Annotated in this window: 10 protein-coding genes; 2 read left to right on the plus strand and 8 right to left on the minus strand. The window is 68.5% G+C overall.

Translation table 11 applies throughout. The features are described from left to right. Both AC21LY_RS21640 and AC21LY_RS21645 read right to left on the minus strand, forming a co-directional pair. The coding region (locus tag AC21LY_RS21640) for an arylsulfatase (protein WP_489048639.1) at positions 1–2300 on the minus strand (2300 nt) is incomplete at its 3' end. A 212-nt stretch (positions 2301–2512) separates the two neighbouring features. Continuing rightward, positions 2513–3565: an AraC family transcriptional regulator gene (locus AC21LY_RS21645; protein WP_489048640.1), complete on the minus strand. Its 1053-nt coding sequence runs from the start codon at positions 3563–3565 to the stop codon at positions 2513–2515. A 328-nt stretch (positions 3566–3893) separates the two neighbouring features. Here AC21LY_RS21645 and AC21LY_RS21650 point away from each other — a divergent pair, with 328 nt between their 5' ends. Together AC21LY_RS21650 and AC21LY_RS21655 are read left to right on the plus strand one after the other, a co-directional pair. Further along, the gene (locus AC21LY_RS21650) at positions 3894–5354 is read left to right on the plus strand and encodes a DUF1254 domain-containing protein (RefSeq protein ID WP_489048641.1); all 1461 of its coding nucleotides are present in this window, start codon (positions 3894–3896) and stop codon (positions 5352–5354) included. A 67-nt stretch (positions 5355–5421) separates the two neighbouring features. Further along, the gene (locus tag AC21LY_RS21655) at positions 5422–6795 is read left to right on the plus strand and encodes a metallophosphoesterase family protein (RefSeq protein ID WP_489048642.1); all 1374 of its coding nucleotides are present in this window, start codon (positions 5422–5424) and stop codon (positions 6793–6795) included. A 376-nt stretch (positions 6796–7171) separates the two neighbouring features. Here AC21LY_RS21655 and AC21LY_RS21660 read toward each other — a convergent pair whose 3' ends face one another. The 6 genes from AC21LY_RS21660 to AC21LY_RS21685 all read right to left on the minus strand — a co-directional run bounded on the left by AC21LY_RS21660 (position 7172) and on the right by AC21LY_RS21685 (position 12433). Next, positions 7172–7930 carry a LamB/YcsF family protein gene (locus AC21LY_RS21660; RefSeq protein WP_489048643.1) on the minus strand — a complete coding sequence of 253 codons (759 nt, stop codon included), beginning with the start codon at positions 7928–7930 and terminating at the stop codon, positions 7172–7174. Between the two features lie 3 nt (positions 7931–7933). After that, complete coding sequence (locus AC21LY_RS21665; protein WP_489048644.1) at positions 7934–8653, minus strand: GntR family transcriptional regulator; 720 nt, start codon at positions 8651–8653, stop codon at positions 7934–7936. Beyond that, positions 8650–9642 (minus strand): isopenicillin N synthase family dioxygenase, encoded by a 993-nt coding sequence (locus AC21LY_RS21670; RefSeq protein WP_489048645.1) that lies wholly within the window; start codon positions 9640–9642, stop codon positions 8650–8652. The genes AC21LY_RS21665 and AC21LY_RS21670 overlap by 4 nt, the downstream gene beginning before the upstream one ends. A gap of 30 nt (positions 9643–9672) precedes the next feature. After that, positions 9673–10719 carry an isopenicillin N synthase family dioxygenase gene (locus AC21LY_RS21675; RefSeq protein WP_489048646.1) on the minus strand — a complete coding sequence of 349 codons (1047 nt, stop codon included), beginning with the start codon at positions 10717–10719 and terminating at the stop codon, positions 9673–9675. A 65-nt stretch (positions 10720–10784) separates the two neighbouring features. Continuing rightward, complete coding sequence (locus tag AC21LY_RS21680; protein ID WP_489048647.1) at positions 10785–11645, minus strand: ABC transporter permease; 861 nt, start codon at positions 11643–11645, stop codon at positions 10785–10787. Further along, positions 11642–12433 (minus strand): ABC transporter ATP-binding protein, encoded by a 792-nt coding sequence (locus AC21LY_RS21685; RefSeq protein WP_489048648.1) that lies wholly within the window; start codon positions 12431–12433, stop codon positions 11642–11644. Before AC21LY_RS21685 ends, AC21LY_RS21680 begins: the two co-directional genes overlap by 4 nt. Positions 12434–12644: the final 211 nt, after the last annotated feature.

Genomic DNA, 12644 nt, shown 5'->3' on the forward strand with positions numbered 1-12644 from the left:
GCGAACGGCATCTTGTCGTGGTACGCCCGCGAGACCGCGCCGCCGTACGCCCGGCCGATGTCGAGGCAGTCGTTCGCCGAGAACAGCAGCGCGGCGGTGACCGGCACCTCGCCGGACGCCACCTCGGTGCCGTCGATCCGCAGCGAGACCGACAGCGGGCCGCCGGGGCGCGGCTCGCCCACGTAGGCGGTCTCGACCTCGAGGGTCACCTCACCGGCGGGGATCGGCTCCGGGGAGGCGATCTTCGTGCGCTGCACCAGGAACAGGTTGTACTCGTAGTGCAGCACGCCGTCCTCGAAGTAGGCGGTCAGGCCGCCGCCCGAGCCGCCGAGCTTGTAGAGCACGCCGTTGGCCTTCTCGGGCAGCGTGAGCTGCATGCGGACCACGTTCGGCTTGTTGCCCAGCGCGGGCGCGCAGAACTCGGGGATGCGCACGGTGTCGCCGGACAGGTTCCACTCGGTGTACTTCGGGCCGAGCCGCAGCTCCGGGTGGTACGCCGCGACCCAGAGCCCGCCGCCCACCGGGAGCACGTCGTTCTTCGCCGCCTCGATCGCGAAGACCTCCTTGAGCTGCGCGACCTTCTCCGGGTACTGATCCGCCAGGTTGTGGGCCTGGCTCCAGTCCTCGTTCAGGTTGTACAGCTCCCAGACGTCGGCGTCCGGGGTCCAGGTGGCGAGGCCGGGGGGCGCACCCGGCACCCACGGCAGCCGCGGGCCGAGCGCCGACGCCATCCAGCCGTCCTCGTAGATCGACCGGCTGCCCATCACCTCGAAGTACTGGACCTTGTGCCGCTCCTCCGCCGAGGCATCGTCGATCGAGTAGGCGAAGCTGGTGCCGTCGATCCGATCCTGTTGGATCCCGTTGACGGAGTCCGGCGGCGTGATCCCGACCATCTCGTAGATGGTCGGCACCACGTCGTTGACGTGCGTGAAGTGGGTGCGCGGCACCGGGTCGTGGGAGATCTTCGCGGGCCACTGGATGAACATCGGGTTGCGGGTGCCGCCCAGGTGCGAGGCCAACAGCTTCATACCCTGGTACGGCGACGAGCCGGCCCACGCCCAGGCTGCGTGGTACTGGTTGTCGGTCGCCGACGAGCCCAGGACGTCGAGACCGCCCAGCTCCTCCAGCGCGGCGATGTGCTGGTCCACCGTGGTGGGGATCGCGTTCTGCGCCAGCAGCTCGGAGATGGTGCCGTTCTGGCCCTCGCCCGACGAGCCGTTGTCGCCCCAGATGTAGACGACGATGGTGTTGTCGAGGTAGCCGAGGCGCTCGACCTCGTCGATCAGGCGGCCGGCCTGCACGTCCGCGTGCTCGCCGAAGCCGGCGCACACCTCCATCAGGCGGCGCTGGAAGGGCCGCTGGTGCTCGGGGATGTCGTCCCAGGCGGCCAGGCTCTCCGGGCGCGGGGTCAGTTCCGCGGACTCGGGGATCCAGCCGGCGGCCTTCGCGGCCTCGAACGCGCGCTCGCGGTAGACGTCCCAGCCGTCGTCGAACTTGCCCTTGTACTTGTCCGCCCACTCCTTCATGATGTGGTGCGGCCCGTGGATGGCGCCGGTGGCCCAGTACATGAAGAAGGGCTTGTCCGGGCTGTTCGCCTTGTGGTTCCGCAGCCAGCCCATCGCGTCGTCGGCGATGTCCTCGCTGAGGTGGTAGCCCTCCTCCGGCGTCTTCGGGGGCAGCACCGTGGTGGTGTTGCGCACCAGGTTGGGCTCGTACTGCGAGGCCTCGCCCGCGAGGAAGCCGTAGAAGTACTCGAAACCGTAGCCGGTGGGCCAGTTCTCGAACGGACCGGCAGCGGTGGTCTCCTCGGCAGGCGTGTTGTGCCACTTGCCCCAGGCGGCCGTGGAGTAACCGTAGTTCTTGAGCACCTCGGCCGCGGTGGCGCTGGACTTGGGGATGTGGCCGGAGTAGCCGTCCCAGTCGTTCGCCAGTTCGGCGATCTGCCCCGATCCGACGTGGTGCTGGTTACGGCCGGTGAGCAGCGACGCGCGGGTCGGCGAGCACATCGCGGTCGTGTGGAACCGGTTGTAGCCCAGGCCGTTGTTACGCACACGCTCGAGTGTGGGGGTCTCGATCAGGCCACCGAGCGGCTTCGGCAGCGCCGGCCCGGCATCGTCGATGAGGATGACCAGCACATTCGGTGCGTCGGCGGGCAAGTGCTTCTCCGGCGGCTTCGGCGAGTACGTGGACTCGGCGAGCGTGCGGCCGGCAACGCTGCCCGATCCCTTCGGGGGGAACGGCAGCGATCGGGTGACGGGTAGTGGGTCGGCGATCACGGAATTGGCAACGGTCTCGGCCATGGTGCTCCTTCTGTCCGGGGCTTTCCGTTCGAGGATGGTCTTAGTCGACCGTCCATTGGTTGGTGCCCGTGTCGAGTGTGCCTCATCGAAAGCTGCGGAGTCCGAGGACACGAGATAGTAGGTCGAAGCGCCGGTCCGAGGCGGTGGGACGCATCCTCGATCGTCCGTCAAGAACGGCTATCGGCAACCTCCGCGTGCAGCGCACAGTGCCTTCAGTCCGGCAGCTCGAGGCAATCCGCGCCTCTGCGCGCAGACGCCCAGTTCGGGTGCGCCGCCCGGTACGCGCCCGGCGGCATACCGAACCATCGGTTGCACGAACGGGTCAGGACACTCTGCTCCGAGTACCCGAGGCGGCGCGACACCTCGCACACGCTGATATCCGTGCCGACCAGCAGCCGGTGGGCGGCGTCTCGGCGCAGTCCATCGACCAGATCGGCGTAGGTACTGCCTTCGGCCGCGAGTCGGCGCTGGAGCGTCTTGGGGTGCATCTCGAGGCGGAGGGCGGTCGCGCGCAGGCCAACGCCGCATGTCGGCAAGGCGTCACGGATCGCGCTGCGGACGAGTTGCCGAACCGAAACGGGTACCTCACCCACCGAGCGCTTGAGATGGTCGACCGCAACGTGGTGAACGACCGGGTCCGCGAACAGACGTTTCCTGAGATCCGACTCGCGAATCACGAACCCGGACACCGGTTCGCAGAACGCGGCCCGACACCCGAACAGGCGCTCGTAGTCCCGCACGGCGCTGATCGGAGGATGGGGAATGCGGACCGCGAGCGGTCGGTACTGCGGGCCGAGGAGGCTGCGCAGGACTCCCAAGGCATCGCCGAGTGACAACTCGATCGCCTGCACCTGCTCGGGTTCCGGCTCGTCGAGGATGAACTCGTACTCGAATCGGCAGAGGCCGGAGCCTCGGTCCTCCTGCACAAATCTGGCTGAGCTCGCGGGGCTGTAGTCGGCCATGAACAGTTCGAAGACATCGAACGCGTCGCGAACGGTCGGAGCGGTACGAGCGGCGTCGCCGAGAATCCCGAGGATGTCGACGGATCGGCGGGCCCCCAGCCGGAGACCGAAATCCGGGGTGTCGAGCCGGCGGGCGGCCTCCTCCAGCGTGTACAGGCTGTTCTCCAGCGATATATGGCACTCGGCATCGCCGAAGGTGCCGACGTCCATCCCCGCGGCGGACGCCAGCATCCGGGCGTCACCCCCGAGATCGGTAACCAACTCGTCGAAGTTGCTCAGGGCCGTACCCCGAATCATCGCCATGGGAGAACTGTCGAGACCTCGTCCTCGGATGTCAAGACGAGGGGGGTGTGCTCCGGCAAACTGACCCCGGCAAACATCACGGGTGGCGCCGCGCTGGTGGTTTCAGCCGGATCACGGACGAGGAGGGTACGAAGACCATCTCTGCTTCCCCTGCGGCCAGGGCCGACGGCCTCGCACCCGAACCTCACGCCAACCACGCGCGACGAGCCGTACATTCGTTCGCCCAGCGCGTCGCTCGCCCACAGCGATACGTGCAAATACCGTCCTACGCCCCAGGCCGGGCAATCACTCGTCGCGCGCCGATCCAACCCTGAAGAACGGAACCGCTGTGGAAATCTCTCGTCGCCGCCTCGGCGTGTCATCTGTCGTCGCAGCAGCCGCGCTGATGGCGGCCACCTCCTGTTCGTCGACCGACCGAGAGGACGAGGGGCAGCACGACCAGTCGGAAGGCGGTGACTTGGTCCAGCGATTCGCCCGCGAACGCGCCGTCGAGGCGATTCTCTGGTCGATGCCCGCGATCAGCGACGTGTTCTTCCGCGAATCTCTCTTCCGGGATTTCGGCATGAAGCTGGGCGACGCGATGGTGATGAGCAAGCCGCTGGTCGCGCGTCACGAGGTGCTCACCGCGAATAATCAGGTCAACTACTGCGGCGCACCGTACGACCTGTCGACCGGCCCGCTCGTGGTCGAGATCCCTGCCAGCAGTGCCGAATACATGATTGTCGGGGAGTTCTGTGACAACTGGCAGGCCCCGCTGACCATGGTCGGCCCGGAAGGGCCCGACCAGGGCAAGGGCGGAAAATACCTGCTGGTACCACCCGGGCACACCGCACCGATCCCGGACGGATACTTCGTCATCCGCTTCGAGGGATTCCGCGGCACGTTGGTCTACCGTCCGGTCATCGTCGGACAGGGCACCATGGACGGCGCGATCGCTCTCGGCCGTCAGATGAAGATCTATCCACTCGCTCAGGCCGCGCACCCGCCTGCCACCCGCGTCCTCGACGGCTGGGACAAGGATTGGCACTCGCTCCCGGTCTACGATCACACCTGGTTCGAAAAGCTCGCGAAGTTCATCTCCGACGAGCCGATTCGCGCCCGCGACAAGGCCATCGTCGGAACGCTGAGCACCATCGGCATCGAACGGGGCAAGCCGTTCGCTCCGGACGCAGCCACGGTGAAGATCCTGGACGAGGCCGCCAAGCAGGCTTATCAGATCATGCAACGCGGCTTCGTAACGCCGGGGCAGGCGCTCGCGGCGTACTGGCCGGACAGCCAGTGGAACGACTTCAACCCGGCGTACGGCCCACTGATGGGCGAGGACTGGTCATTCGAGACCGCCGACGGTGTCTGGACCTACCAACGCGCGATTCTGCCGTTCTTCTGGGCCAACTACCTGCCGCAGAAGCTGGGCGGCACCCAGATGTACCTGACGGCATTCCGCGACAAGGCGGGCAAGTCGCTGTCCGGCAAGGGCCGCTACCGCCTCCGAGTGCCGGCGGACGTACCCGTCGAAAAGTTCTGGTCGGCGATCGTCTACAGCTCGGAAACCAAGTCGTTCATCCCCAATCAGCTCGACCGGGTCGGTGTCGACTCCTACGCCAACTCCGGACTCAAGAAGAATGCCGACGGATCGATCGACATCTACTTCGGCGACAAGCCCGACGGTCCGGAATCCAACTGGCTCCCGTCGGCCGGTAAGGACTTCTTCGTGATCTTCCGCTTCTACGGCCCCGGAAAGTCGGTGACCGAAAAGACCTGGCGGCTGCCCGATATCGAAGCGGTCTGAGTACCGTACCGGCGTGATTCCACATCACGCGATCATTGAGGAGAACTCCATGTCAGATGTCCGAGAGATGTGGCGCCGCTCGCACGGTTACACACCCGAGATTCTCTCCGCGTACGCGCGGGACCTCGATTGGTTGTTGACCGACCCACGCTTCCAGCAGCCCGACTTCGTACCACCCGCGGAAGTCACAGAGCTGTGGGGGTATCTGCGGACGGCCGAGGCCGAGTTGATTCGGTTGATGGCCGCCGGACCGCCCTACGAGGCACGAGGGCATCTCGACGGTGCCTGCGCGATCTCGCAGATCAGGGAGTTCCTGCCGTCCGAATGGGTAGCCTTTCTCGATCGGCTGGGCCTACCCGAGTCCGCGATCACCGCGGAGATGGCACGCGAATGGATGCCACTGTTCGACCAGACGATCGCCCTCCGCGACGGCGTGCTGTTGTCGAACTGCCCCGGTGCAGCGATCGATCCGCTGTACGCGGTCCTCGCACCGTCCCTGCTCGCGCTCATCCTCGATCCGTCGGTGCGGGCACCCTTCGGGGAGAGCCCAGCATGGCTCACAGTCGATGACACCGACGAACTCACCTTCGCCTTGACCGGTGACTGGGGCGCTGGGAAGTGGGACGACGGCGGCGGCGTTCACGCGTCGCCGGCCCTCGAGGTCATGCGCCGCATCCGCGAATCGGATACCGATTACACGATCCACCTCGGCGACGTGTACCCACTGGGCGCCCCGGTATTCTACACCGCATTCCTCGAAGAATGGCATGCCGGTCGTCGCGGCTCGTTCACACTGAACTCCAATCACGACATGTACGGCTGGGGCCGCGGATACTTCGAGAGCGCACTGACGGACCCGCGATTCGCCGCTCAGCAGGGCACCAGCTACTTCGCTCTTGAGTTCGGAAAATGGATCGTGGTCGGGATCGACTCGGCTTACCACGATCGCTCGCCGCTCATCCTCACCGGCGGCATCGACGACTACCAGGCCGCGTTCCTCACCCGCGTCCGGGCCTACGCGGATGACCACGACAAGCGGGTGTTCGTCATGAGCCACCATCCGCCCCTCAGCGACGACGGCACCGACACCACGTCGATCTGGCACGAAGTGACCGCACCCTCCGCCCTGGGGCGGGGTCCCGACGTCTGGTACAGCGGCCATTCCCACGCCGGCGTGGTGTACTCCGACAATACCGCCGTCGGCGAAACCACGAGGGTCCGGCTCGCCGGGCACGGCTCGGTTCCGTTCGCTCCCGCCGCCGTGTACGACGAGAACACCGGACCGGGCAAGACCGTCATCAGCTACTCGAACAAACCCTATCCCGATGATCACGACTATCACCGCGGACGGGCGATGAATGGTTTCGCCAAGGTCACGCTGACCGCCGATGGCGACATCCACGAGCAGTTCATCTACCAGGACGGATCCACACAGTATTGACACGACCTATTGGTGTGATCCGTCACGCTAACCGCAAGCCTGCATGAGGTAGTCGTCCTCTGAGGGCCCCGGCAAAGTCGTGATGTGAGGTTCCGACCCGGTGGTTTGTGGTTGACACGCCGGGTGGCCGTCGGTTGTGGGGCGGGCACGGCGGTCTCGGTGACGATACGAGTTCTCACACCAGCACAACCCTGAGGACTCCGTCGTGCCCGCACTGTCATCATCGCCCATGCTCGTCCCGGTCGACGAATCGGCTCCTCCACGGCTGCCTCATCCACGGCACCCAGTTCGACTCGACGGTCGCATGGGCTCATCGCCAGCTGGCCGTTGCTTGACATTCAACGTCCAGGGATGTCTGACCGCTACCGCCTGACCGTTACGGCGCGAACCGTGCCACCGTGACCCCGGCACCGTCGAGCACTGTGCGCAGGCGCTGCGCCACGGCGACCGCCGACGGATTGTCCCCGTGCACGCAGACGGACTCCGGGGCGAGCCGCACCTCGCTGCCGTCGATCGCCTCGACTGTGCCGTCGCCGACCATCCGCAGCACCCGCGCGGCGATCTCGTCGGGGTCGTGCAGCACCGCGCCCGCGCGCGAACGGGGGACGAGGGCACCGTCGGGCAGGTAGGCGCGATCGGCGAAGGCCTCCGCCACCCCGCGCAGCCCGCGCTCGCCGGCGATCCGGAGGAAGGCCGAGCCGGGCAGTCCGAGGACCGGCAGGCCGGGGGCGGCCGCGAGCACGCCTTCGACCACCGCCGCGGCCTGCGCCTCGTCGGTGACGATCCGGTTGTACAGCGCGCCATGCGGTTTGACGTAGTCGACGGTGCCGCCCACGCTCCGCGCGAGCGCCTGCAGCGCGCCGATCTGGTAGATCACATCGGCCGTGAGATCCGCCGCCGGGACGTCCATCGAGCGCCGGCCGAAGCCGCGCAGGTCCGCATAGCCGACCTGCGCGCCGATCGCGACGCCCTGCGCCACGGCCCGCGCGCAGGTCTCCCGCAGCGTCGTCGGGTCCCCGGCGTGGAACCCGCACGCGACGTTCGCCGAGGTCACGACGGTGAGCAGGGTCGCGTCGTCGCCGAGCGTCCAGGCGCCGTAGGACTCGCCGCAGTCGGCGTTGAGATCGATGTCCACGGCTCAGACGGTAGCCCCTCGCCCCGCGTCGCGGGCGAGCCGGCGCATCCGCACGGCGAGGGCCGCGACGTGCGAGGCCGCGGCGCGCTCGGCGCCGGCGGCGTCACCCATCTCCATCGCGCGCACGATCGCGGCGTGCTCCGCCACGGCGAACCGCCGTCCCCGGTCGTCGGACCACAGCCCGCTGTTGTAGAGGTGCGCCTTCGCGTCGAGCCGGTGCAGTGCGTCGCTGAGCGTGCGGTTCCCCGCGAGATCGCGGACCGCCGTGTGGAAGGTCAGGTCCCAGCGGGCCTCCTCGAGCGCGTCGGCCGGCGCCGCCAGGCGTTCCTCCTGATCGTGGACGAGCCGGGCGAGGGCGTCGATGTCGTCCGCGCTCGCGCGCACCGTCGCCGCCGACGCGGCGTGCCCGTCGAGCAGCTCCCGCACCGCGAAGACGTCGGCGATCTCGTCGTCGTCGACGTACGCCACGCGCGCGCCGGCGTGCGGTGTGTGCACCGCCAGCCCGTCCGCCACCAGTCGCTGGACCGAGTCGCGGACGGGGCTGCGGCTCACGTCCAGCTCGGCGGCCAGGGCGGGGACGCTCAGCGGCGTGCCGGACGGGAGGCGGCCCGTGAAGATGCGGTCGAGCAGCTGCTTGTAGACGGCCTCGCCCAGCAGTGAATCCGCCCCCGCGCCCACCCGCATCGACCTCCTCGTGCCGCCGGCCACGGCCGGCGCGCTCATGCCCTGGGGCCGGCGTAGTTCGCGGCGACCCGCTGACGAAGGTACTCGGCCGCGGTGATCGGCGGGTAGGTCCCCGACGGCGGGTCGATGACGACGTCGCGGTTGGCCTGGGCGAAGAACGGGATCGAGTACCGCGGCCCGGCGTACTCGCCGGCACCGGGCACGCGGACCCGGTGGAACGTCGAGAGCAGCTGGTCGTCGCTCCAGCGCATCAGCATGTCGCCGATGTTGCAGGTGATCGCCGTATCGGAGGGGACGACGGGGGTCCACTCCTGCGCATCGGCCTCCCGGCCGGGGCACACCTGCAGGCCGCCCTGGCCGTCGCGCTGGAACAGCAGGGTCAGGCAGTCGAAATCGGTGTGCGCGCCCGCGCGCCACGTGCCGGGAGCGCCGCGCAGCTCCTCCGGCAGCGCGTAGTAGTGGATCAGCCGCAGTGTGGACTGGTACTGGTCGGACTGCGGATCGTGTGCGCGCGAGAAGAAGTCGCGGTCGAAGCCCAGGCGCTCCGCGAAGCAGGAGAGCACCCACATCGCGAGCTCCCAGCACTGCGCCTCGAAGTCGAGCATGAAGTCGCGGAAGCCGGGGATCTGCTCCTCCTCCGGCCACAGGCCGGCCATGTGCGGGCGGGTGATCTGGAAGGACTCCTTCTGGTCCGGCGTGCCCACCGACGGGCGGACCTGGCTGGAGAACTCCCAGCCCACGTTGTTGGGCTTATCCAGCGGCAGAGCGGCTTTGGTCGCTTCGGGGAGCGCGAAGAAGTCCGCGGCCCGCGCGAACGCGGCGTCGACCAGGTGCTGCGGAATCGAGTGGTTCACCAGTTGGAAGAACCCGATCTCGGTGGCGGCGCGCCAGAGCTGGTCGGTGATCTCCTCGCGCCGCTCCTCGCGGTCGGTGAGGTCGATGCGGGGGACGCTGCGCTCGGTCTCCACCCCGATGCCGCCCATGCGGCTCTCGAGGTTCAGTTCCTGCATTCCGTACTGCTGGGTCATGTCGTCTCTCCTTGGGCGGGTGAATGGATGTCAGGACTGGGCGCCGAGCAGCCGCGCGGCCTCGCGATCGGCCCCGACGGGCGCGCGCCCCGTCTTCATCCCGGCGAGCTTCTGTTGGAGGTGGGCGGCCACGGTGATCGACGGGTACCCCTGTTCCCCGGGGGCGACGGTGCCGGGCAGCGGCTCGATCACGGCGTCGTGGTTGCCGTCGAGGAAGAACGCCGCGGACCGGCGCCGCTCGATCCGGCCGTCCACGACGGGCGGGTCCACGCGGTGCAGGGTGGCGCGCCAACGGTCGTTCGTCCATCGCGCGAAGGCGTCTCCGAGGTTGATCAGGAACGCTCCGGGGTCCGGCTGCACCGGGTACCAGACGGAGTCGGGGCCGAGGACTTCGAGGCCCGCGACGCGGTCGGCCCACAGGACGGTGAGGATGCCGAAGTCGGTGTGCGCGCCCATGCCGGTGAGCGGGCCGTCGAGTTCGATCGCGCCGGGGGCGAGCGCGTAGTTGTTCATCTTCAGCGCGTCGATCGAGTGGTCGACGAGGTGGTCGAAGTACCCGGTGCCGAGCCCCAGGGCGTCGGAGCACGCCCGCAGGAGCGCCCGGGACAGGATCGTCACCTCCCGGAGGTAGGACTCCACGGACTCGCGGAAGCCCGGCAGGTCGGGCCAGGTGTTGCTCGGGTAGTCCGCCACCGGCAGGTTCGCGTGGGGGTACGCCGCGGCCTCCGTGCCCAGGGTGAAGGACTCGTAGAAGTCGTTCATGGCGTTCGCGGGGGCCACGCCCAGGCTCATGCTGAGCGACTCCGACTTGGGCGGCGCGTATCCGCGGTTCTCACCCGGGCGCCGCAGGGCCCGTTTGGTCTCCGACGGTGCGCCGAAGAACTGGTCGATCGCGGCGGCGAGCCCCTCGGTCGCCACGTCGGGCACGCCGTGCCCGACCACCTGGAGGAAGCCGACGCCCGCGCAGGCCTCGTCGATCTGCGCGGCCACGGCGGCACAGGCGGGGTCGGTCGCCGCGGATGCGGCGGGGTCGAGATAGGGCGAGATGTCGATCCGGGGGACGGCGAACGGCGTCATCGGGGTGCTTCCTTCAGTGCTGGTGCTGGTGCTGGTGCGGAGTGCTGGTGCGGGGGATGGTGCGGTCATCGCGCGCTGCCCGATCCGTGCCAGCGGCCGACCGAGAGCCGCGAGATCGCCGAGCACGCGACGAAGACGATCACGCCGAAGGCCGCCGCGAGGGTGATCGCCGCGATGAGGTCCGTCGAGCGCAGCTGGGCGCGGAAGTTGTCCATGAGCGTGCCGATGCCGGGCTTGCCCTGGGCGAAGAACATGTCGCCGATGATGGCGCCGATGATCACCTGGCCGGAGGCGATCCGGAGCCCGGTGAGGATCGACGGCAGCGCCGCGGGCAGTTCCAGCCGGACGAGCCGTTGCAGCCGGGACGCCCTGCCGAGGGTGAACAGCTCGTGCAGCCCGGGGTCGATGGAGCGGAATCCGAAGTGGGTGTTGGTGATGATGGGGAACAGCGCGATCATCACGCACACCGCGACGCGCGAGGCGGTGCTGTAGCCGAACCACAGGCCGAGCAGCGGCGTGATCGCCAGGATCGGCACCACCTGGAGTACCACGGCGTAGGGGAAGATGGCCCGTTCCAGCCACCAGGTCTGGCTCATCACCGCGCCGACCGCGATGCCGATCACGGCGGCGAGGACGAAGCCGATGCCGGCGACCTTCGCCGTCACCCCCAGAGCCGTGAGCATCGGCTGCACATGGGTGGGAACGAGCAGGGACTCGGTGAGCACCGTGTGCGGCGCGGGCAGGAGGAAGCGCCGGGACGGGCTCAGGATCAGGTAGGTCACGGCGTACCAGAGGCCGATCCCCGCGGCCAGGGCGGCGACGGAGACGGAGCCCCGGGCGATCCGGGCGGGCCACGGCGACGTCCTCGCCGAGCCCTCCGCGTCGGTCGCGGTCCGGGCCAGGGGCAGATTCAGTGCGGCGCTCATGCGACCTCCCGCAGTAGTTTCGAGACGTGGGCGACGGTCTTCGTGTACTCCGGTTCGAAGCGCAGCAGCGGCCCGCGCGGGTGCGGCAGGGCGACCTCGATCTCGGCGGCGATCCGGCCGGGCCGGGCCGACATCACGACCACCCGGTCCGCGAGCAGCACCGCCTCGGACACCGAGTGGGTGACGAAGACCGACGTGAGACCACGGCGTTCGCACAGGTCCAGCAGCTGCAGCTGCATCTCCTGGCGGGTGAGCTCGTCCAGCGCGCCGAAGGGCTCGTCGAGCAGCATGAGGTCCGGTTCGAGGGCGAGTGCGCGAGCGAGCGAAACGCGCATCCGCATCCCGCCGGACAGGGACTTCGGCAGTTGGCCGGCGAACTCCTCGAGGCCGACCGCGGCCAGCGCGGCGTCCACCCTGGCGTTGCGCTCGGCGGCGGGGGTGCCGTCGAGTTCGACGAGCAGAGATGCGTTCTTGCGCACCGTCGCCCATGGCATGAGCGTGGCCTCCTGGAAGATGAAGCCCACGGACGAGGTGCTCACCGCGACCGCGCCGGTGGAGGGGCGCTCGAGGCCGGCGGCCAGGCGCAGCAGGGTGGATTTGCCGCAGCCGGACGGTCCGACGATGGCGACGAACTCTCCCTGTCGCACCGACAGGGAGACGGAGGTGAGGGCGTTGGTGCCGGTGGCGTAGGTCATCGACACGTCGTGGAAGGAGACCTGTTGGCCCGCTTTGAGATGGCGCGCGTCGACATCGTTGCGAGTGTCGATCAGGTGGGCGGGGGATGGCACGAAAGAACCTCCGTGATGATGTCGTAGCGAGCAGAGGGCGCTCGCTGTGTGGCATCGATCCTCGTATTACATGCAGTCGCCGCGATATCGGTGCCGTGAACATCGTGTTACATGCATCGCCGTGGCTTGCTATGCGCCGGCCGGTGGGCGAATGTTGTCATCGTCCTCGTCGTCTCACGGCGTTCTCACCGGGGCGATGTCAGCCCCGATC

Source organism: Tsukamurella sp. II2bb (genome assembly GCF_057815145.1).

Bases quoted from the DNA above. Each gene is read 5' to 3' on its own strand.
- AC21LY_RS21645 (WP_489048640.1), bottom strand. From the start codon at position 3,565: ATGGCGATGATTCGGGGTACGGCCCTGAGCAACTTCGACGAGTTGGTT.
- AC21LY_RS21655 (WP_489048642.1), top strand. From the start codon at position 5,422: ATGTGGCGCCGCTCGCACGGTTACACACCCGAGATTCTCTCCGCGTAC.
- AC21LY_RS21680 (WP_489048647.1), bottom strand. From the start codon at position 11,645: ATGAGCGCCGCACTGAATCTGCCCCTGGCCCGGACCGCGACCGACGCG.
- AC21LY_RS21670 (WP_489048645.1), bottom strand. From the start codon at position 9,642: ATGACCCAGCAGTACGGAATGCAGGAACTGAACCTCGAGAGCCGCATG.
- AC21LY_RS21665 (WP_489048644.1), bottom strand. From the start codon at position 8,653: ATGAGCGCGCCGGCCGTGGCCGGCGGCACGAGGAGGTCGATGCGGGTG.
- AC21LY_RS21675 (WP_489048646.1), bottom strand. From the start codon at position 10,719: ATGACGCCGTTCGCCGTCCCCCGGATCGACATCTCGCCCTATCTCGAC.